Source organism: Nonomuraea sp. KM90, assembly GCF_052246675.1.
Classification (GTDB): domain Bacteria; phylum Actinomycetota; class Actinomycetes; order Streptosporangiales; family Streptosporangiaceae; genus Nonomuraea.
The window spans coordinates 1-20,487 of record NZ_JBQQCB010000005.1 but is presented as its reverse complement, the minus strand read 5'-3'; the positions used below and the strand labels follow the sequence as shown (position 1 = coordinate 20,487).

Below are 20,487 nucleotides of genomic sequence, written 5' to 3'. Positions count from 1 at the left end.
GGGCGGGCAAGGCCCGGGGCCGGAGGTCAGGACCAGGGGAACAGGATGTCGAGCAGGCCCTTGCGCTGCTCCTGCGTCGGCGTCGGGGCGGGCGCCTGGGTCGTGGCCGGCGGCTGCGTGGTGGGGCTCTGGTTGTTCGACTCCGGCTGCTTGGTCGCCGGCGCGTCGTCGTTGTCCTGCCCCGTGGTGTCCGCGGTGTCGTCCATCGTGTCGTTCTGCGGCGCCCGGGTCGGCCTGCTGGTGGTCTTCGAGGTCGGCTCCCCGGCGCGGGTGGGCGTCGGGCGGGCCGAGGGCTCGCGCGTCGGCCGGGCCCGCTGCTGCGTGGGCGTCGGCATTACGGTCTCGGACTCGGTCGGCTCGCCGGTGGCCGAATCGGTGGGTTCGGGGCTGACCTCCTCCTCGACCGGCGTCTCCTCTGGCACGGCGGAGTCGGAGGGCGAGGTCACCTCACCCGCGCTGGCGCACCGGGCGCCCGCGCAGGGGTCGTCGGAGGACGTACCGGTGAGCATCCAGCCGGCGCCCACGCCGACGAGCACCACCGCGACGGCCGCCACCAGCAGCACCCTGGTACGGCGGCGCACCTCGCCCTCGCCCCCCGAGCCCCCCGAGCCCCCGTCATGGGAGTCGTCGGTCCACCCCGAGCCGAGGAACCCGCGCCTGGGCGGGTCGTCGTCGCGGTCGTCGTCCCGCGCCGGGTCGTAGCCGCGGTCCAGCGGGAGGTAGGGGCTGTCGTCCTCCACGGGGTGCGGCCCGCTGGCGCCGCCGAAGTCGTGCGGCCCGCTGGCGCCCCCGAAGTCGTGCGGCCCGCTCAGACCGCCCAGGTCGTGGGGTCCGCTGGGACCGCCCAGGTCATGCGACCCGGCCGCCCCGCCCAGCACGTCGTGCGGGCCCCCGAGCACGTCGTGCGAATCGGCGGCCAGGAGACCGCGTGGGGCGGGGTCCAGCACGTCATGCACGCCCTCGCCGAGCGGCGGCTCACCGGCAGGCGTGCCCTTGTCGAGCGGGAGGATGTAGGTCTCGTTGCCGACGACCTGGATGGCGGGTTGCTCGTCGGTGTCCTCGGTGCTCCACCGCGGGGACAGCACATCACCCGTCAACTCCGGGTTTAACGACCTACCCTGCCCATCCTCGTATGGCCTGTCGTTCTCGTCGCGCGCCACGATGGAACCTCTCTAGTACGAATTCGGACCGCGCCCCTTCCTACCATCTCTTGTCGGAAAATTTCACATGTTTCGCTAAAACTACTCTCTGTAACATATGTCCCAATGCTATCGTCTCGTCACACCCCGGGTACAGTCCTGAAGATCAATCGCCGGTGATCCCGGAGAGCAGTTCGTCGAGCGCCGCCTTCACCCGCTCGACCCCCACCCCGCCATCCCTGAGCCGGTGGACGAGCAGTGGCGCGGCGAGCGGCGCCAGGAGGGCGTCGGCCAGGCAGTAGGCGTCGGCCTCCGGGCGCAACCGGCCGATCAGCATGGCGAGGTGCCCGTGATAGGCCTCGTACGCGCCGCCGAAGCGGGCCAGCGGCCCCGCCGTCTCCGCCATGAGCAGAAGATCGAGCTGCTCGACCGTCCGGTCCGTGAGCGCCCGCAGGAACGCCCTGGCCCGCTCCCCCGGCTCCGCACCGGGCCCCAGCGGCGGCGGACCCTCGATGAACGCCGCCTGGAACTCCCGCTCCCGCGCGTCGATCAGCGCGTACGCCAGCCCCGAGCGGTCCCCGAAACGCCGGTAGAGCGTGCCGACGCCGACCCCCGCCGCCGCGGCCACGTCCGCCATGGACAGGCCCTGCACCCCCTGCGTGGCGACGATGCCCTCGGCCGCGGCGAGGATCTTGGCCCGGTTGCGGGCGGCGTCGGTGCGCTCCCGCCGCCCCGCCCCCTTGGTCGTCGCGGTCTCCGGCTCGGTGGGCTCGCGTCTCACGAGTCCCATCCTCGCACCGCTTGCATCCGGAATGGGCTCCGATTACAGTCGAAAGCGGAATTAATTCCGGATAAGGAGGCGCTCATGGCACGGAGAGTCGCCCTGGTGACAGGGGGCAGCAGGGGGATCGGCGCGGCCGTCGCGCGGCGGCTGGCGGGTGACGGGTTCGACGTGGCGATCACGTACCGGAGCGCGGGCGGGCGGGCCGCCACCGTGGTCAAGGAGATCGAGGCGGCCGGCGGGCGCGCGCTCGGCCTGCGCGCCGAGGCCGCCGACCCGCGGGCGCTGGTGGAGGCGGTGGAGCGGACGGCCGGCGAGCTGGGCCGCCTTGACGTGCTGGTGAGCAATGCGGGCATCGCGCCGTACGGGGCGCTGGAGGAGGTGACCGTCGATCAGGTGGACGAGCTGCTCGCCGTGCACGCGCGGGCGTCGTTCGTGCTGGCGCAGGCGGCGGCGCGGCACATGAGCGCGGGCGCCGCCATCGTGCTCGTCGGCAGCAGCCTGGCCGAGCGGGTGCCGTACGCGGGCTGGACGGCGTACGCGATGAGCAAGTCCGCGCTGATCGGCCTGACCAAGGGGCTGGCCAGGGACCTGGGCCCGCGCGGCATCACCGCGAACCTGGTCAGCCCCGGCTCCACCGACACCGAGATGAACCCGGCCGACAGCCCGGAGGCCGACGAGGAGCGGCGCCACACCGCGCTGGGCCGCTACTGCTCGCCCGAGGACATCGCCGCCGCCGTGGCCTATCTCGCCGGGGAGGGCGGGCGCGCCGTCACGGGCGCGACGATCCCCGTGGACGCCGGCGTGACGGCCTGACCCGAGCTACAGGCACGGGTCGGTGCTGCTGTCGACGACCTTGTCCTTGAGCGAGTCCGGGATCGCCGAGGCGACCCGCACGCCGGGCCAGTCCTTCCCGATGACGAGCTGGATGACCGGCCCGTCGGGGGCCTTGGCGGGCTTCCCGGCGCTCTTCGACTCGTACGGCTGGGAGACCAGGGCCTTGACCTTGCCTTCCACGGGCGTGCGCTTGTCCTTCGACAGCCGCGCGGCCAGCGCGTCACCGTAGGCGGGGCCGTCCTGGGCGTCCTTCCTGGCGTACCGGATCGTGGTGGTGTCCGCCGGGGCGGCGTTGCCGACCTGCGTGACCACGAAGCCCTGGGCGGCCAGCGCGTCGGCCACCTGGATGGCCTTGCCGTCCTGGCCGCTGGCGTTGAGCACCTGCAGGCGCACCTGGCCGTGCTCGATCTTGGGGGCGGCGGACTTGCCCGGCGTGGGAGAGGTGGTGACCTCGACGTCGTTGCGCACGCTCTCGAAGAAGTCGCGCGCGGCCGGCTCGGCGAACTGCACCCGGTCCGTGTCCGCCGGGTACGGCTCGATGGGCACCGTGATGCCCTTGAGCTCCTTGGCGGTCAGACCCCTGACGCTGTTGCCGATCTCCACCATCCGATCGAGGGAGAGCTTGTCGTCCACGGTGACGGCCTGGACGGCCGCCTGCAGGAAGCCGTTCAGCTTGATGGGGTCGGTGAGCAGGCCGCCGTCGGTGACCTTCTCCAGCACCGCGGTGAGGAAGACCTGCTGGCGCTGGATCCGGCTGAGGTCACTGCCGTCGCCCAGGGCGTACCTGGTGCGGACGTAGCCGAGCGCCTGCTCGCCGTTCACCACGTGCTTGCCCGCGCCCAGCACGAGCTTGGCCTGGGGGTCGTTGACCGGCTTGGGCAGGCAGATCTCGATGCCGCCGATGGCGTCGATGATGGCCTTGAATCCGGTGAAGTCGACCTTCACGAAGTGGTTGATCTTGATGTTGGTGAGGGACTCGAGGGTCCTGATCGTGCAGTTGATGCCGCCGTCGTTGAAGGCGGAGTTGATCTGGCGGAGCCCGGCGGGCAGCACGGCGCCGTTCCTGCCCTTGCACTGCGGGATCATGACCATGGAGTCGCGCGGAAAGCTGATCATGGTGGCGTTGTCCCGGTTCGGGGCGATGTGCAGGAGCATGATGGTGTCCGTGCGCTCCCCCGTGCCCTGGGACTTGGCGCCGTACTTCTTGTTGTCGCCGTCGCGGGAGTCGGAGCCGACGAGCAGCACGTTGAGCGCGCCGGTGTCCGGCGGGCGGCTCGGGCCCACATCGATGGGCGCGGTCACCAGGCCGCCGAAGAGGTAGCGGTAGTAGGCGTAGCCGCCGAGGGAGCCGGCCACCAGCAGGATCGTCAGCGCCACGCTCACCCAGCCGAGCGGCGTCAGCGGGTTCCGCCGCGGCTCGGATCGGCGCTTCCGCCGGCCCGGCTGCGGAGGTGGTGGCGGGGCGACGCGACGCCCCAGAACCGCTTCTTCCTGCCGATTTCCCACGCGGTTCACCCCTTGCGCCATGATCGCGAAGCTTAGTCACAAACAGGAACTCAGGAGGACATGTCCGTTCATCTCGGCTTGTTCGCCTTCCCATCATCGGTCAGACGGTGGCCCTGCGGATACTCCTCAATCACCGCGATCGAGGGCTCCATCCAAAGCATGCGAAAACGCGGCGTCACGACGCACGGTGACGCCATCATGACGGTCATGCTGTTGACCGAGATGGCCCCACCCCCCGGCGCGCAGGAGGTGGCCGGACTGCGCGCCAGGGTCAGAACCGCCCGGCGCGGCGCGCTCGTGGCGCTCTCCGCCTCGATCGCGCTGCTGGCCACCGCGCAGTTGCTCGCCGACCGGGCCGCGACCAGGGAACACGCGCTCCCGCTGGCCGTCCTGTCCCTGGCCGTCTTCGCCGCCGCCCTCCCCGCCCTCGCGATCACCCAGTACGCCTGGGGCGCGCGGGCCCGCCTGGTCCGGCAGAGGGAGCGGGAGCTGTACGCCGCCGCCCGCTCCGGCCGGGCCCACCCCCTGACCCGGCTGGCCGTCGCCTGCGGCTGGGCGGTGACCCTCCTGCTCGGCTGGACCGTGCCGCGCTTCTTCCGCGAGGCCGCCATGTACGCCTTCGCCGACGCGCTGACCTGGGCCGTAGAGGCGCTGTCGGTGATCAGCGTGGCCGCCGGGGTGTTGTTCCTGCTCTGGTGGGCACGGGACGCGTTGGGGATACTGGCGCGCGCCCTGCGATCGGGCGGATCACCTGGCGATCCATGGGACCCCGGCCACGGCGCGCGTCCGCGAGAGGGCGCGGCGCTCTGGACGGGCGCGGCCGTTGCGGTCGCGGCCCTGCTCGGGGCCCGCGCCCACCTCTGGGAGCCGGCCACCGGCGTGATCTACGCGCTGCTCACCGCCGCCCTCGTCTGCGGGGTTGTTACCGACGAGTAGCATAGGCACGGAACCCCATCCACAAGCGAGGAGCGAATCCGTGCCTTCCTCTCGTGACGTCGTGTTCGTCGACGGCGTGCGCACGCCCTTCGGCAGGTCAGGGCCGAAGGGGCTGTACGCGGAGACCCGCGCCGACGACCTGGTCGTCCGCGTCATCCGCGAGCTCATCAGGCGTAACCCCAACCTGCCACCCGAGCGCGTGGACGAGGTCGCCATCGCCGCGACCACGCAGATCGGCGACCAGGGCCTGACCATCGGGCGCTCGGCGGCGGTGCTGGCCGGCCTGCCGAAGACCGTGCCCGGCTACGCCATCGACCGCATGTGCGCGGGCGCGATGACGGCGGTCACCACGGTCGCGGGCGGCATCGCGTTCGGCGCGTACGACGTCGCCATCGCCGGCGGCGTCGAGCACATGGGCCGCCACCCCATGGGCGAGGGCGTCGACCCGAACCCGCGCTTCCTGTCGGAGAAGCTGGTCGACCCCAGCGCGCTGGTCATGGGCATGACGGCGGAGAACCTGCACGACCGCTACCCGGCGATCACCAAGGAGCGCGCGGACGCGTACGCGGTGCTGTCGCAGGAGAAGGCGGCCAAGGCGTACGCCGACGGCAAGATCCAGCCCGACCTGGTGCCGACCGCGATCAGGACGGCGGAGAAGGGCTGGGGCCTGGCCGTCGAGGACGAGGCGCCGCGGCCGGGCACGACGATGGAGGGGCTGGGCGGGCTCAAGACGCCGTTCCGGCCGCACGGCCACGTCACGGCGGGCAACTCCTCCGGCATCAACGACGGCGCCACCGGCTGCGTGGTGGCCGCCGCGGACGTCGCGGCCGAGCTGGGGCTGACGCCGAAGATGCGGCTGGTGTCGTACGCGTTCGCGGGTGTGGATCCCGAGGTCATGGGCGTGGGGCCGATCCCGTCCACGGAGCGGGCGCTTCGCCTGGCGAATCTCGATATTTCGGATATCGGGCTGTTCGAGATCAACGAGGCGTTCGCCGTACAGGTGCTGGCCTTCCTCGACCACTTCGGGATCGCCGACGACGACCCCCGCGTCAACGCCTACGGCGGCGCGATCGCCTACGGCCACCCGCTCGCCTCCTCGGGCGTGCGGCTGATGACGCAGCTCGCTCGGCAGTTCGGCGAGCGTCCCGACGTGCGTTACGGCATCACCACGATGTGCGTCGGCATGGGCATGGGCGGCACCGTGATCTGGGAGAACCTGGCATGACCAACATCGACACCTGGCGGGCGCTGCTGAGCGAGCGCAACACCGACGAAGTCGTCACCAAGGCGCTCGTGCGCGACGTGCAGCTGCCCTACGGCGCCGGCACGATGGCGCTGATCACCCTGGACAACGGCTTCGACCACACCAAGCCCAACACGTTCGGCCCGCACGGCCTGTTCGCGCTGAACGGGGCGCTGTCGGAGATCGCCCAGCGCACCGACCTGGCCGCGGTGGGCGTGACGGGCAAGCCGTTCATCTTCGCCGTCGGCGCCGATCTCAAGGGCGCGGCCTCCGTGGCCTCTCGTGAGGAGGCGCTGGCCATCGGCGCGCTCGGCCACCACGTCTTCCGCCGGCTGGGCGAGCTGGCGATCCCGTCGTTCGCGTTCGTGAACGGCGCGGCCATGGGCGGCGGCCTGGAGATCGCGCTGCACTGCACGTACCGGACGATCTCGGCGGGCGTGCCCGCGGTGGCGCTGCCGGAGTGCTTCCTCGGCCTGGTGCCGGGCTGGGGCGGCACGCAGCTGCTGCCCCGTCTCGTCGGCCCGGCGAACGCGATCAAGCTGATCATCGAGAACCCGCTGGCGAACAACCGCATGATCAAGGGTGCGGACGCGTTCGGGCTGGGTGTGGCCGACGCGATGTTCGAGCCCGCGGACTTCCTGGAGGAGTCGCTGCGCTGGGCCGCCAAGGTGGTCAACGGCGACGTGGCGGTGGAGCGGCCGGCTCACGGGGAGGGCTGGGAGAAGGCCGTCAACGACGCCCGGTTCCTGGTGGACATGAAGCTGCGGGGCGCCTCGCCGGCGCCGTACCGGGCGCTCGACCTGATCGCGCGGGCCGAGACCGCGGGCCGGGACGAGGGCTTCGCCGCCGAGGACGACGCGCTGGCCGACCTGCTCATGAGCGACGAGCTGCGGGCCGGGCTCTACTCCTTCGACCTCGTGCAGCGCCGCGCCAAGCGGCCGGCGGGCACGCCGGACGCGTCGCAGGCCCGCAAGGTGACCAAGGTCGGCGTGGTGGGCGCGGGCCTGATGGCCTCGCAGATGGCGCTGCTGTTCGCCCGCCGCCTGGAGGTGCCCGTCGTGCTGACCGACCTCGACCAGGCCCGGCTGGACAAGGGCGTCGGCTACGTGCACGCCGAGGTGGACAAGCTGCTGTCCAAGGGCCGCGTGTCGCCGGACCAGGCCAACCGGCTCAAGGCCCTGGTGACCGGCTCGCTGACCAAGGACGCCTTCGCCGACGCCGACTTCGTGATCGAGGCCGTGTTCGAGGACATGGCGGTCAAGAAGCAGGTGTTCGCCGAGGTCGAGGCCGTGGTCTCGGCGGAGTGCGTGCTGGCCACGAACACCTCCTCGCTGTCGCTCACCGAGATGGGCGCCGGGCTGGCGCACCCGGAGCGGCTGGTCGGGTTCCACTTCTTCAACCCGGTCGCGGTCATGCCGCTGCTGGAGATCATCAGGGGCGCCGCGACGGACGACGCCACGCTGGCCACGGCGTTCGCGGTGGGCAGGTCGCTGAGGAAGTCGTCGGTGCTGGTCAAGGACGCCCCGGCGTTCGTGGTCAACCGGTTGCTGACCTGCTTCATGGGCGAGGTCGTCGCCGCCGTGGACGAGGGCACGCCGCTGGAGACGGCCGAGCACGCGCTCGACGGGCTCGGGCTGCCGATGACGCCGTTCGCGCTGCTGCAGCTCGTCGGCCCGGCGGTCGGCCTGCACGTGGCCGAGACGCTGCACGAGGCGTTCCCCGACCGCTTCGGCGTCTCGGAGAACATGGCCAAGCTGGTCGCCTCGGGCAAGCCGGGCGTCTACCGGCCGGACTTCACGCTCGACCCGGAGGCGGTGGCCCTGTTCGCGGGCGGCTCCGCACCGTCCACGGCCGAGCAGGTGCGCGAGCGCGTGCTGCGGGCCCTGGCCAAGGAGATCCGCATCATGCTGGACGAGGGCGTCGTGGCCGCCGCGCAGGACATCGACCTGTGCATGATCCTCGGCGCCGGCTGGCCGTTCCATCTGGGCGGGATCACCCCGTACCTGGACAGGAGCGGCATCGCCCGGCCGCGGTTCCTCGAACCCGGGGTGGCCTCGCTGCCCGCCTGATTTTGGGGAGGCCCGTACGGCGGGCCTCCTTAACTCCCTCCGGCCTCCGTCGTAGCGTTTGGTGCCGTCCTACGAACGGAGAGTAACCATGATGAGAGCAGCCGCCGCCATCGCGCTCTGCGGGACCTTCCTGATCGGCGGGTCGTCGCCCGCGACGGCCGCGCCCGATCCGAAGCCCGGGGTGCAGCTCAAGATCGTCAACGCGGTCAAGGGCGGGCAGACGAAGACCGTCTGGCTCCACTGCGCGCCCGTCGGGGGCACCCATCCCAACCCGCGGGCCGCCTGCCGCCTGCTGGAGCAGGTGAACGGCAAGCCGGCCCAGCTCGCCGTGGCGCCCAACACGGCGTGCACCCGGGAGTTCGAGCCGCACGCCGTCGTGGTCGTGGGCCGCTGGCACCGCCAGGTGGTCAAGTGGGCCAAGGTCTTCCCGAACTCCTGCGAGGTGCGGGCCGCGACGGGGGCCGTCGCGTCACTCTGAGACGTACGCGGCGGGGGGTGGGCGACGCGCTCATCCCCCCTCGCGCTCGGCGGCCCTCTTCTGCCACGGGGTCGCGGTGCGGCTGTGCCAGTAGCCGTAGCCGAAGTAGAGCACCACGCCGATGGCCATCCAGACCAGGAACCTCAGCCACGTCTGCACCGGCAGGTTGAGCATCAGGTAGAGGCAGGCCAGCACGGACACGATCGGCAGCACCGGCACGAACGGCGCCCGGAACACCCGGGGCAGGTCCGGCCGCGTCCTCCTGAGGATGATCACGCCGATCGACACGACCACGAACGCGAACAGCGTGCCGATGTTCACCAGCTCGGCCAGCTCCCCGAACGACACGAACCCGGCCAGCGCCATCGTGACCAGCCCGATGATCACCGTCAGCCGGGCCGGGGTGCCGTAGCGCGGGTGGACCGTGGCCAGCGAGCGCGGCAGCAGCCCGTCGCGGCACATCGCGAACAACACCCGGGTCTGGCCCAGCATCAGCACGAGCACCACGGTCGTCAGGCCGGCGATCGCGCCCACGCTGATGATGGTGGCCAGCCAGGCATGGCCGACCGCGGTGAAGGCGTCCGAGAGCGGCGCGGCCGTGCTCAGCTCGCTGTAGTGCTGCATGCCGACGACGACGAGCGAGACGGCGACGTACAGGACCGTGCAGATGGCCAGGGAGCCGAGGATGCCGCGTGGCACGTCGTGCTGCGGCCTGATGGTCTCCTCGGCGGCGGTGGCCACGATGTCGAAGCCGATGAAGGCGAAGAACACGATCGCCGCGGCGGAGAAGATGCCGATCACGCCGAACGCGACCGGCGTGATGCCGAACAGCACCTGGATGAGCGGCGCCTGGAGCCCTTCCACGCGCGCCGTGGACACCGCCTCGGGGATGAACGGCGTGTAGTTGGCGGCCTTGACGAAGAACAGCCCTGCCACGATCACCAGCAGCACGACCGCGATCTTGGTGATCACCAGGATCAGGTTGACCCGCGAGGACAGCTTGATCCCGGCCACCAGGATCGCGGTGAGGAGCAGCACGATGAGGATGGCCGGCACGTTGACCACCGGATCCTCGCCGGCGATGGCGGCGGGCAGCTCGAGGCCGACGGAGGCCAGCATCGAGGCGAAATAGCCCGACCAGCCGACCGCCACCACGGCGGCGGCCAGCGCCAGCTCCAGGATCAGGTCCCAGCCGATCACCCAGGCGGGGAACTCGCCCAGGGTGGCGAAGGAGAAGGTGTAGGCCGACCCGGCGACCGGGATCGTGGAGGCGAACTCGGCGTAGCACAGAGCCGCCAGCCCGCAGACGATCGCGGCGACGACGAACGACAGCGCCACCGCGGGACCCGCCAGCTCCTTGGCGACCTGCCCGGTGAGCACGAAGATCCCGGTGCCGACGATCACGCCGATGCCGAAGACGGTGAGGTCGGTGGCCGTCAGGCGCTTGCGCAGCTGATGCTCCGGGTCCTCGGTGTCGCGGATCGACTGCTCGACAGTCTTCGTCCGAAAGATGTCCACGATCAGCCATCCTTCCCATACCCCCGGTGATCATTCCGATGTCAGGGTCGGATCGGGGAGGATCCCGATGGAATCTCACGATCCGGGTAGCAGGCTGTGACTATGGTCAACGATCTGCTCGATGCCCTGGCCGGGCAGGACCTCGGCGTGGTGCTGCCACTGCTGCTGGTCTTCCTGACCCTGGACGCCTCGGTGGGGGTCGGCCTGATCACTCCTGGCGACGGGCTGCTGCTGGTCGCGGGCGCCACCGCCGACAGCGCGGGCGAGGCGCTGGCGCTGATCGTGGCGGGTGTGCTGGCGTGCTTCGCGGGCGCCTCCGGGGGCCACTTCCTCGGCCGGCGCTACGGCTCCCGGCTGCGGCACGGCAGGCTGGGGCGGCGCATCGGGGAGCCGCGGTGGGTCCGCGCGGAGCGGCTGTTCGAGCGGAGCGGGTGGGCGCTGGCGCTGGCGTATTTCCTGCCGGTGCTGCACGCGCTGACCCCGGCCGTGGCGGGCACGGTGGGCATGTCGTACCGCAGGTTCATGCCGTGGGCGATGCTGGGCAGCACCGCCTGGGTGAGCACGTACGTGACGCTCGGCGCGGTGGCCGGCGGCGTGGTGCGGCAGCACGCGCAGTGGCTGCTGCCGGTGGCGGCCGCGGCGGTGGTCGTGGTGCTGGGGATCACCGCCGCGGTCCGCAGGATGCTCAGCGGCGGGCCGGCTCCACGTGGGAGGTCCGCTTCGCGACCGCCTCGGTGATCTGCCGGGCGAGGTCCTGCCCGGTCAGGCCGATCTGGCCGAGGATCGCGGCCCGCTTGGCGTGGTCGAGGAAGCGCTGCGGGATGCCGAAGGTGCGTACGGGCACGTCGACGTCGGCGTCGCGCAGCAGGCGGGCCACGGCGTCGCCCACGCCGCCCACGCGCCCGTTGTCCTCGACGACCGCCACCAGCTTGTGCGCGCCGGCGGCCAGCACGAGCGCCTCGTCCAGCGGCTTGACCCAGCGCGGGTCGACCACGGTGGCCGAGATGCCCTGGGCGTCGAGCAGGACCGCGGCGTCCATGCAGGCCTGGGCCATCGGGCCCACACCCACGAGCAGCACGTCGGGCTCGCCCGCGCCGTCTCCTTCCGGTGCCCGGAGGAGGTCCATCTCGCCCAGCTTGCCCACCGGATCGAGCGCCTCGGCGACCGGGCCCTTGGGGAAGCGCAGCACGGTGGGGCCGTCGGTGACCTCGACGGCCTCGCGCAGCAGCTCGGTCAGGCGGTCGCCGTCGCGCGGCACGGCGATCCGGAGCCCGGGCACGACCTGGAGGATCGACAGGTCCCACATGCCGTTGTGGCTGGCGCCGTCGTCGCCGGTCACGCCCGCCCGGTCGAGCACCACCGTGACCGGCAGCCGGTGCAGGGCGACGTCCATGAGGAGCTGGTCGAAGGCCCGGTTGAGGAACGTGGCGTAGACGGCCACCACCGGGTGCATGCCGCCCAGCGCGAGCCCGGCGGCGCTGGTCAGCGCGTGCTGCTCGGCGATGCCGACGTCGTAGATGCGGTCGGGGTAGGCCTCGGCGAAGGCGTTGAGGCCCGTCGGGTGGAGCATGGCGGCGGTGATCGCCACCAGGTCCTCGCGCTCCTTGCCGAGCCTGACGAGCTCCTCGCTGAAGACGTTGGTCCAGATGCGGCCCTTGGGCTTCTCCGCGCCGGTGGCCCGGTCGAAGGCGCCGGGCGAGTGGAACTGGTCCTCGTCGTGGTTCTCGGCCGGGGTGTAGCCGCGGCCCTTCTGGGTGAGGGCATGGACGATGACGGGGCCGCGGAAGTCGCGGGCCTTGCGCAGGGCCGCCTCCATGGCCTGCTCGTCGTGGCCGTCGATGGGGCCGACGTATTTGAGGCCGAGGTCCTCGAACATCACCTGCGGCGCCAGGACGTCCTTGACGCCCTTCTTGAAGCCGTGCAGGGCGTCGTAGAGGACGGGAACGTTCCCCAGCTTGTCCTTGAAGTATTCGAGCATGTCCTCGTAGCGGCGGTTGACGCGCAGGGAGGACAGGTGTGAGGCCAGGCCGCCGATCGTGGGCGAGTAGGAGCGCCCGTTGTCGTTGACCACGATCACGACGGGCAGGTCCTTGACGGCGGCGATGTTGTTGAGCGCCTCCCAGGCCATGCCGCCGGTCAGGGCGCCGTCGCCGATCACCGCGACGACCGTGCGGTCGGCCTGGCGGCGCAGCTTGAACGCCTTGGCCAGGCCGTCGGCGTAGGACAGCGCGGTGGAGGCGTGGGAGTTCTCCACGAAGTCGTGCTCGGACTCGGCCTGGCTGGGATAGCCCGACAGGCCGCCCTCCTGCTTGAGCGCCTCGAAGCCGGCGGCCCGGCCGGTGAGCACCTTGTGCACGTAGGCCTGGTGACCGGTGTCCCAGACGATGGGGTCGTTCGGCGAGTCGAAGACACGGTGGAGCGCGATGGTGAGCTCCACCACACCGAGGTTGGGGCCGAGGTGACCGCCGAACCTCGCGCAGGAGTCGACGAGAACGTCACGAATCTCCCCCGCGAGCCGCGGCAACTCCTCGGCAGCGAGCCGTTTGACGTCCTGCGGTCCCTTGATCGAGCCCAGCAACCCGCTCACGGATGCGACTCCCCTCTGCTCTTGTACGCCGATCCCCAGAGTCTAGTTCGCGGACGCCTCACTGACTCCATCGAGTCAAATCCACCCACATATGTCCGATCTTGACCTACTCTTTCGGTACCTATGAACTCCGTCCCCAAAAGCAGACTCGCGACACTTGTGGCGGCCGCGCTGGCACTTGCCCTGGCAGCGGCCGCTTTGGTGCTCGTGCTGGCGGATGTGGCCACCACGTCGACGGACCCCGTCAACGAGGGCCAGCAGCTGTCGTCCCCGCCGGCGAAGGTGTCCAGCGAGAAGCAAGGGGCCGGGGCCCCCGGCAGGACGCTGGCGACCGCGAACCCCCTCTACAGGACCGGGCGGCTCACGGACGTGAACTGCTCGCCCGGCACCCTCCCGGCCGGGAGCATGGTGGCGTACCGGCGCTTCCTGACCCGTGTGACGGCCTGCCTGAACAGGGCGTGGGCCGCGCAGTTCCGCAAGGCGGAGATGCCCTTCGCCAAACCGCGGCTGCGCATCATCACCAGCAAGGTCAAGACGCCCTGCGGCGCGTGGAACACCGGCGCCGACGGCGTCTACTGCTCCACCGACCGCACGATGTACCTGATGATCAGCAGGGACCAGCTGCGCAACCCGTTCCCGCTCGGGATCACCCGGCTGATCGCCCACGAATACGGCCACCACGTGCAGCAGGTCTCCGGCATCTGGAATTACTACTGGTCCGCCAGGGCGACCGCCGGCAAGGCCAAGCGGCTGCAGTTGTCGCGCAATTCCGAGTTGCAGGCGGAGTGTTTCTCCTCGGTCTTCATGAGCACCATGAAGGGCACGCCACTGGTCACCGACGCCGACTGGGCGTACACGGTGGGCTGGTTCAGGAAGAACGGCGCCAAGGGCTGGCCCCAGAACGACCACGGCAAGGGGCCGACGCAGGCGGCGTGGATGACCCGCGGTTTCAATCGCGGCACCCCGGGCTCGTGCAACACCTGGGCGGCAAATCCCCGTAACACCACCTGAACACCCTTTAACGCTGCTTTACCTGGGACTCCCTCTTTAATAGGGTGCCTTCTCATGCGTATCCCCCGATTGGCGCTCATGGCGGGCGTCCTGGCGAGCATGTTGTTCGCCGGCACCGCCCATGCGGCCACCGCGTCCGCGCCGGCGTACAAGCCGGTCTTAGTGAAGAGCCCGATCTACAAGACGGGCAAGCTCGGCTACGAGACCTGCGAGGAGCCGCGCGTCCAGGGCGGGAGTCTGGACGAGGTGAAGGGCTATCTCGACGCCGTGCTCGACTGTCTCAACGAGGCCTGGGAGCCCAAGGTCAAGCAGGCCGGCTTCAAGTTCAGCAAGCCCGGCATGCAGGTGATCACCAAGCTCGGCGCCAAGACCGGCTGCGGCGGGTTCCCCGCCGGCGCCCAGGCGCTCTACTGCTCGCTGAACAACAAGATCACGTTCCTGGTCAGCCCGAACCTGGTCGAAGAGCCGAACGACCTCATGCTGATGCTGGTCCTGGCCCACGAGTACGGCCACCACATCCAGCAGCTCACCGGCATGTTCAAGGCCCTGCAGTCCTACGACGGCAAGAGCGAGGCCGTGCTGCTCGACGTGATCCGCCGCTTCGAGCTCCAGGCCGAGTGCCTGTCGGGGACGTTCATCGGCAGCGTGTGGCACTCGCTCGGCCGCCCGGAGACCGACTTCACCTACATCGTGAAGCACGGCGGCAGCGGCCTCGACCTGTCCGCCATCGGCGTGAAGCAGAAGAGCTGGGGCGAGCAGACGCACGGCAGCGCCAAGAACGCCGGGCTCTGGCTCAAGCGGGGCTTCGACACCGAGTCGGCCGGCGGCTGCAACACCTGGAAGGCGCCGAAGTCTCAGGTGTCCTAAATCACGCCTTTATCACTAAGATCCGCGATCGTGCGCATAACCCTCATAGCGCTGGCCACGTGCATGGTCGCGGGTCTCCTCGCCCCGGCCCCGGCCCGGGCGGCGCCCGGGGTCGCGCGGCCCGGGCTGCTGGACGAGATGGGCGGCGACGTCGTCCCGCTGTCGTGCTCGATCCCCCGGATCCGGCTGGGGAGCGTGGCCTCCCTCAGGTCCTTCCACCGGGCGATGGCCGGGTGCGCCGACCGCTTCTGGTCCGCCAGGTTCGCCGCCGCCGGCCTCCCCTACAGCCCGCCCGAGGTCACGATCACCACGGGCGACGACTCGGTCTGCGGGTCGATCACCGGGAGCGGCGCGCAGTACTGTCCCGACCACCGCACGATCGTCATCCGCATCATGGAGCACGACCTGCGGGACCCGTTCCGGATGAACATCGCGCACTCCGTCGCCCACGAGTGGGGGCACCACGTGCAGCAGCTCATCGGGGTGCTGGACGCGCAGGCCGCGCTGTACGAGCCCGCCTCGGACGGCGCGCGCAGGCTGCTGAGCCACCGGCTGGAGATGCAGGCCGAGTGCTTCGCCGGGGTCTTCTACAGCGCCACGCTGAAGTCGATCAAGCCCGGGATCTCCTGGGAGGACTGGATCTCGGCGGTGCGGATGGCGGACGAGAGCGACATCCACGGCAAGCCCCGCAACCTGGCGCTGTGGCAGGACCGGGGGTACAAGGGCGGGGCCACGGGGTTCTGCAACACGTGGACGGCCGCCAAGGGCAAGGTCACCTGAGGCTCTCAGGCGTTGGCGCGGGCCAGCACCTCCAGGGGGTCGGCCAGGACGTGGGCGAAGGCCAGCTCGGCCGCGCCCACCAGGGTGGCCGCGTCGCCCAGCGCCGACGTGCGCAGCCGCAGCCGCTCCCGCTGCGGCGCCATGGCGTGCAGGGTGAGCTGCGAACGCACCTGCGCCGCCGAGCCCAGGTAGATCTCCCGCAGCATCCCCCCGAAGATCACCATTTCCGGGTTGAAGATGTTCACCAGGTTCGCCACGCCCAGCCCGAGCCAGTCGCCCACCCGGCTGAGCGCCTCCTGGGCCACGATGTCGCCCCGGTCGGCCGCGTCCACCACGGCCCGCACCGCGTCCCGGCCCTGCCGCCCCGACGAGACCCGGCCCGCCGACTCCAGCAGCGCCCGCTCCCCCACCTCCGCCTCCAGGCAGCCGTGCGAGCCGCAGCCGCAGGCGCGGCCGCCCGGGTTGACGACCATGTGGCCGACCTCGCCCCCGTAGCCGTCGTGGCCGCCGAGCAGGTGGCCGCCGGCGATGATGCCGCCGCCGATGCCGACGTCGCCGTGCAGGTAGATGAGGTCCCGGACGGCGGCTCCGACGCCGCGGCTGTGCTCGGCGAGCGCGCCCAGGTTGGCGTCGTTGCCGACGCTGACCGGCAGCCCCAGGCCGAGCCGGCGGCCCAGCTCCTCGCCGAACGGCACCTCCTCGGCCTTCAGGTTGGGCCCGAACCGCACCACGCCGTCGCCCTTGCGCACGCCGCCCGACACGGCCGCCGCCGCGCCCACGCAGACGGTGTCGGCCCTGGTCTTGCGGCGCATCTGGCGGGCGAACCCGGCCAGCACGCCCACCACCTCGTCCAGCTCGAACGTGCCGCGGTCGCGTACGGCCTCCCGGCGGTCGAGGATCACCCCGCCCAGCCCGACGCGGGCGACGGCCAGCCGGTCGGGGCCGACGTCGAAGGCGAACACGTAGACCCGCGCCGACTCCGGGCGCACCACGAGCGAGGGCCGGCCCGCGCGCCCGGTCTCGCGCGGCAGCTCCTCGCGGACGAGCCCGGCCGCCGTGAGATCGGAGGTCAGGGCCATGATCGTGCTGCGGTTGAGCCCCATCTTCGAGGTCAGCTCGGCGCGGGAGATCGGCCCGCCCAGGTGGACATGGCGGAGCAGCGCGCCGAGATTGTGGCGCCTGATGTCCTCTTGGGAGGGACCGGCACGCATGGTCTGGGGTTCCTTCAGGGGCTGAGAGTCGCTGATCACCTTAGACCAGCGGCAGCCGCCCGCTTGCGCGCCAGGGCGTCCACACCTGCGGCGAGCAGCAGGACAGACCCTGTGACCAGGTATTTCACGCTCGCGCCGTAGCCCATCAGGCCCATGCCGTTCTCGATCACGGCCACCACGGCGCCGCCGAGCACGGCGTCGAGCACCCGGCCCTTGCCGCCGAACAGGCTCGTGCCGCCGATGACCGCCGCGCCGACCGCGTACAGCAGGACGGAGCTGCCGCCCGTGTTCGGGTCCACGGAGCTGGCCCGCGACGCGGCCACGATGCCGCCGATGGCGGCCATCGAGGAGCAGATCACGAACGCGCTGATCTTGATCCGGTCGACCGGGATGCCCGCCCGGCGGGCGGCCTCGGTGTTGCCGCCGACGGCGTAGAGGTGCCGCCCGAACGCGGTACGGCGCAGCACCAGCGTCCACACGACCAGCAGCGCCAGGATGACCGGCACCACGATCGGCACGCCGGTGAGCGAGACCAGCGCGGGGTTGCGGCTGCGCTCCAGGTTGAGCGCGAAGACCGCGAGACCGGCGAAGAGCGCCAGCATGCCGACGCGGAAGGCGATCAGGGTGAGCGGGTCGGCCACCAGGCCGCGCTTGGACCGGCTCCTGGCCCGCCTGAGCTGCACCCCGGCGAAGATCGCCACGCACGCCGCGTACAGGGCCCAGCCGAGCCAGGGCGGCAGGTTCCGGTTGGCGATGGCGACGACCACGCTGTCGCGGATGGAGATGTTCGTGCCCTCGTCGACCAGCACCAGGACCAGGCCCTGGAAGGCGAGGAAGGCGGCCAGCGTGACCACGAACGACGGTATGCCCACCTTCGCGACCAGCGTGCCCAGCACGGTGCCGATGATCACGCCGGTGAGGACGGCGGCCAGCATGGCCACGTACCAGGGCAGGCCGGCGCTGGTGAGCGTGACGGCCAGGACCGCCGCGCAGACGCCGCTGGCGAAGCCGGCCGACAGGTCGATCTCGCCGAGCAGCAGCACGAACACCAGGCCCATGGCGATGAGCGTGATGGCCGCGCCCTGCGTGAACAGGTTGGCGAAGTTGATCGCGGTGATGAAGGAGGGGCGGGCGACGGCGAAGACCGCGCAGAGCACGACCAGGCCCAGCACGGCGGGCAGCGCGCCCATGTCGCCGCCGCGCACCCGCTGCGCGTACGCGAGGAAGCTGTTTTTGATCGACGGGGCCTGCGCAGCCGCGACGATGGCCTCCCCCGGGAGTTCCTTGACCTTGTTCATGGGGTGACCCCGTTCTTGAGGCCCAGATCGCCGCTGCGGCCTGAAGTGATCAGTTCGACGACCTGTGCGTGCGTCACGTCGGCGGTCTTGACCTGGGCGGCCATCCTGCCGAGATAGAGCGCCGCGATCCGGTCAGAGACGGCGAACACGTCGTTCATGTTGTGCGAGATGAGCACCACGGCCAGGCCGGTGTCGGCCAGCCGGCGCACCAGCTCCAGCACCTGCGCGGTCTGGGCCACGCCCAGCGCCGCGGTGGGCTCGTCGAGGATGACGACCTTGCTGTTCCACAGCACGGCCTTGGCGATGGCCACGGTCTGCCGCTGCCCGCCGGACAGGCTGGAGACCTGCTGCCTGATGGACTTCACCGTGCGCACGGAAAGGCCGCTGAGGGTCTTCTCGGCCAGTTCCTCCATGCTGTCCTCGTCGAGCAGGAGGCCGTTCTTGCGCTCCCGGCCGAGGAACATGTTCTGGACGATGTCGAGGTTGTCGCACAGGGCGAGGTCCTGGTAGACGATCTCGATGCCCAGCTCGCCCGCGTCGCGGGGGCTGTGCACGGTGACCTCGCGGCCGTCGAAGAGGACCTGGCCCGCGTCGATCGGGTAGATGCCGCCGATGCACTTGACCAGCGTGGACTTGCCCGCGCCGTTGTCGCCGACGAGCGCGGTGACCTCGCCGGGGAACGCGGAGAGCTCGACATTGTGCAGGACCTTCACCGGGCCGAAGCTCTTGTCGATCCCGCGCACTTCAAGGAGGGGGGTCATGTGGCTCCCTAAACAGGGGTACGGCCGCGCTGGTGGCGCGGACCGTACCCCGCGGTGTTATTGAATTCCTGCCTCGGTGCACTTCTCGGCGAAGTCACCCGTGCACAGTTCCTCCTTGGTGACGTAACCGTCGGCCACCACGTCCTTGACGTTCTCCGCGTAGATGGCCTGCGGGTCCATCAGCTCGGCGGGGACGTCCTGACCCGTCTCGGGGTCCTTGACGCTGCCGCTCGCCGTGGGCTTCTCGCCCTTGGCCAGCGCGACCGCGAGCTTGGCGGCGGCGTCCGCCTCCTTCTTGACCGCCTTGTAGACGGTCATGCACTGGTCGCCGGCCAGGATGTTCTGCAGGCCCTGGACAGTGGCGTCCTGGCCCGTGACCGGCACCTTGCCGTTGAGGTTGTTCTTCTTCAGCACGGTGATGGCCGCGTTGCCGAGGCCGTCGTTGGCGGCCAGCACGCCGGCGATCTTCGGCTGCTCGGTCAGCATCTGCTCGAAGATCGTGCCGGCCTGGGTGTTGTCCCAGTCGGGCACGGCCTGGTCGGGGCCCTTGACGTACTCACCGGCGTCGAACTTGGGCTTGAGCACCCCGTCGTAGCCACTCTTGAACAGCGTGGCGTTGTTGTCCGTCGGCGAGCCGTTCAGGTAGGCCACGATGGGCTTCTCGGCCTTCTTGTCGGTCAGGCACTTGCTCAGGCCCTCGCCCTGAAGCGTGCCGACCTTGGTGTTGTCGAAGCTGACGTAGTAGGCGGCACCGCCGCCGAGCGTCAGCCGGTCATAGTCGATGGTGGCCACGCCCTGGGACTTGGCCTTCTCGATGACCGTCTTGCCGGTGCCGCTGTCCAGATTCACGATCATCAGAACGGTGGCGCCGTTGGTGATCATCTGGTCGGCAATGGTTTGGAACGCCGTCTTGTCGTTCTGGGCGTTCTGGATGTCGTACTGGACGCCGGCGGCCTTGAACGCCTCTTCCAGGTACTTGCGGTCCGCCGTCTCCCACCTTGCCGAGGACTTGCTGTCCGGCAGGATGACGCCGATCTTGCCTGCCTTGGCCGCGGAGGCGGTGGCGGACGAGGTCGACGTGGTGGTCTGACCGCTATCGCCCCCGCAGGCGGTGAGACCGAGGGCGAGCGCTGCTGCCGCGGCGGTCAGGCTGAGGATCCCCTTGCGCATGGTGCAGGGTCCTTTCTTCCGGAGGGGCCCGGATGAATGTTGTTTGCGGCAACGTATTCCGGGACGGACCGGTTTGGAAGGGGGTGGCGGCGGCTAGTTTGTTGTTTCGGGTAACAATCCAGAAACGTCGCCTCAACCTTCCCGACTCCTGCCGTTGCCGTTCGGGACTGTCCTGTCGCACTGAAGTTGGCCGATTCTCACTGGATCTTGCGCTCGTCTCACGGCACACCGCCCTGATGCCACCTTCGGTGACTTGACAGTTACGTTATGCATCCCTTGAGGTGATTCAGTTCTC

At 70.6% G+C, this 20,487-nt stretch carries 18 protein-coding genes; 9 read left to right on the top strand and 9 right to left on the bottom strand.

Annotated elements, in window-relative coordinates:
• Positions 1-26 precede the first annotated feature (26 nt).
• On the bottom strand, positions 27-1,097 hold the full coding sequence (locus tag ACTWPW_RS07935; RefSeq protein ID WP_375115590.1) for a hypothetical protein: 1,071 nt from the start codon (positions 1,095-1,097) through the stop codon (positions 27-29).
• Between the two features lie 208 nt (positions 1,098-1,305).
• The gene (locus ACTWPW_RS07930) at positions 1,306-1,920 is read right to left on the bottom strand and encodes a TetR/AcrR family transcriptional regulator (RefSeq protein WP_443168306.1); all 615 of its coding nucleotides are present in this window, start codon (positions 1,918-1,920) and stop codon (positions 1,306-1,308) included.
• A gap of 84 nt (positions 1,921-2,004) precedes the next feature.
• Between ACTWPW_RS07930 and ACTWPW_RS07925 the strand changes: the two genes are divergently transcribed.
• Positions 2,005-2,736: an SDR family NAD(P)-dependent oxidoreductase gene (locus tag ACTWPW_RS07925; protein ID WP_443168305.1), complete on the top strand. Its 732-nt coding sequence runs from the start codon at positions 2,005-2,007 to the stop codon at positions 2,734-2,736.
• A gap of 6 nt (positions 2,737-2,742) precedes the next feature.
• Here ACTWPW_RS07925 and ACTWPW_RS07920 read toward each other — a convergent pair whose 3' ends face one another.
• The gene (locus ACTWPW_RS07920; protein ID WP_443168304.1) at positions 2,743-4,140 is read right to left on the bottom strand and encodes an LCP family protein; all 1,398 of its coding nucleotides are present in this window, start codon (positions 4,138-4,140) and stop codon (positions 2,743-2,745) included.
• Between the two features lie 330 nt (positions 4,141-4,470).
• Between ACTWPW_RS07920 and ACTWPW_RS07915 the strand changes: the two genes are divergently transcribed.
• From ACTWPW_RS07915 to ACTWPW_RS07900, 4 genes are all read left to right on the top strand, one after another.
• Entirely contained in the window at positions 4,471-5,199 is a 729-nt protein-coding gene (locus ACTWPW_RS07915) for a hypothetical protein (protein ID WP_443168303.1), read from the top strand.
• A gap of 61 nt (positions 5,200-5,260) precedes the next feature.
• The gene (locus ACTWPW_RS07910; protein ID WP_364115158.1) at positions 5,261-6,424 is read left to right on the top strand and encodes a thiolase family protein; all 1,164 of its coding nucleotides are present in this window, start codon (positions 5,261-5,263) and stop codon (positions 6,422-6,424) included.
• Positions 6,421-8,511, top strand: coding sequence for a 3-hydroxyacyl-CoA dehydrogenase NAD-binding domain-containing protein (locus tag ACTWPW_RS07905; protein ID WP_443168302.1), 2,091 nt, complete (start codon positions 6,421-6,423; stop codon positions 8,509-8,511). Before ACTWPW_RS07910 ends, ACTWPW_RS07905 begins: the two co-directional genes overlap by 4 nt.
• Before the next feature lie 88 nt (positions 8,512-8,599).
• The gene (locus ACTWPW_RS07900; RefSeq protein WP_375115597.1) at positions 8,600-8,989 is read left to right on the top strand and encodes an SSI family serine proteinase inhibitor; all 390 of its coding nucleotides are present in this window, start codon (positions 8,600-8,602) and stop codon (positions 8,987-8,989) included.
• Between the two features lie 30 nt (positions 8,990-9,019).
• On the opposite strand, the gene ACTWPW_RS07895 is transcribed toward ACTWPW_RS07900, so the two are convergent.
• A complete protein-coding gene (locus tag ACTWPW_RS07895) occupies positions 9,020-10,507 on the bottom strand; it encodes an amino acid permease (RefSeq protein ID WP_443168301.1) in 1,488 nt (495 codons plus the stop codon).
• Positions 10,508-10,609: 102 nt separating this feature from the next.
• Between ACTWPW_RS07895 and ACTWPW_RS07890 the strand changes: the two genes are divergently transcribed.
• On the top strand, positions 10,610-11,245 hold the full coding sequence (locus ACTWPW_RS07890) for a DedA family protein (protein WP_375115599.1): 636 nt from the start codon (positions 10,610-10,612) through the stop codon (positions 11,243-11,245).
• Here ACTWPW_RS07890 and dxs read toward each other — a convergent pair.
• Positions 11,193-13,085 carry a 1-deoxy-D-xylulose-5-phosphate synthase gene (gene dxs / locus ACTWPW_RS07885; RefSeq protein WP_375115671.1) on the bottom strand — a complete coding sequence of 631 codons (1,893 nt, stop codon included), beginning with the start codon at positions 13,083-13,085 and terminating at the stop codon, positions 11,193-11,195. The genes ACTWPW_RS07890 and dxs overlap by 53 nt on opposite strands.
• A 132-nt stretch (positions 13,086-13,217) precedes the next feature.
• Between dxs and ACTWPW_RS07880 the strand changes: the two genes are divergently transcribed.
• The 3 genes from ACTWPW_RS07880 to ACTWPW_RS07870 are packed head-to-tail and all read left to right on the top strand — an operon-like array spanning position 13,218 to position 15,752.
• On the top strand, positions 13,218-14,105 hold the full coding sequence (locus ACTWPW_RS07880) for a neutral zinc metallopeptidase (protein ID WP_443168300.1): 888 nt from the start codon (positions 13,218-13,220) through the stop codon (positions 14,103-14,105).
• Between the two features lie 54 nt (positions 14,106-14,159).
• Positions 14,160-14,972 (top strand): neutral zinc metallopeptidase, encoded by an 813-nt coding sequence (locus tag ACTWPW_RS07875; protein WP_364114918.1) that lies wholly within the window; start codon positions 14,160-14,162, stop codon positions 14,970-14,972.
• Positions 14,973-15,002: 30 nt separating this feature from the next.
• Complete coding sequence (locus ACTWPW_RS07870; protein WP_375115601.1) at positions 15,003-15,752, top strand: neutral zinc metallopeptidase; 750 nt, start codon at positions 15,003-15,005, stop codon at positions 15,750-15,752.
• A gap of 5 nt (positions 15,753-15,757) precedes the next feature.
• On the opposite strand, the gene ACTWPW_RS07865 is transcribed toward ACTWPW_RS07870, so the two are convergent.
• The 4 genes from ACTWPW_RS07865 to ACTWPW_RS07850 are packed head-to-tail and all read right to left on the bottom strand — an operon-like array spanning position 15,758 to position 20,192.
• A complete protein-coding gene (locus tag ACTWPW_RS07865; protein WP_375115602.1) occupies positions 15,758-16,963 on the bottom strand; it encodes an ROK family transcriptional regulator in 1,206 nt (401 codons plus the stop codon).
• 35 nt (positions 16,964-16,998) lie between these two features.
• Complete coding sequence (locus tag ACTWPW_RS07860) at positions 16,999-18,261, bottom strand: sugar ABC transporter permease (protein WP_443168299.1); 1,263 nt, start codon at positions 18,259-18,261, stop codon at positions 16,999-17,001.
• Positions 18,258-19,022, bottom strand: a complete 765-nt coding sequence (locus tag ACTWPW_RS07855) for an ATP-binding cassette domain-containing protein (RefSeq protein WP_375115604.1) — start codon at positions 19,020-19,022, stop codon at positions 18,258-18,260. Before ACTWPW_RS07855 ends, ACTWPW_RS07860 begins: the two co-directional genes overlap by 4 nt.
• Before the next feature lie 57 nt (positions 19,023-19,079).
• Positions 19,080-20,192: a sugar ABC transporter substrate-binding protein gene (locus ACTWPW_RS07850; RefSeq protein ID WP_364114908.1), complete on the bottom strand. Its 1,113-nt coding sequence runs from the start codon at positions 20,190-20,192 to the stop codon at positions 19,080-19,082.
• Between the last annotated feature and the right edge of the window lie 295 nt (positions 20,193-20,487).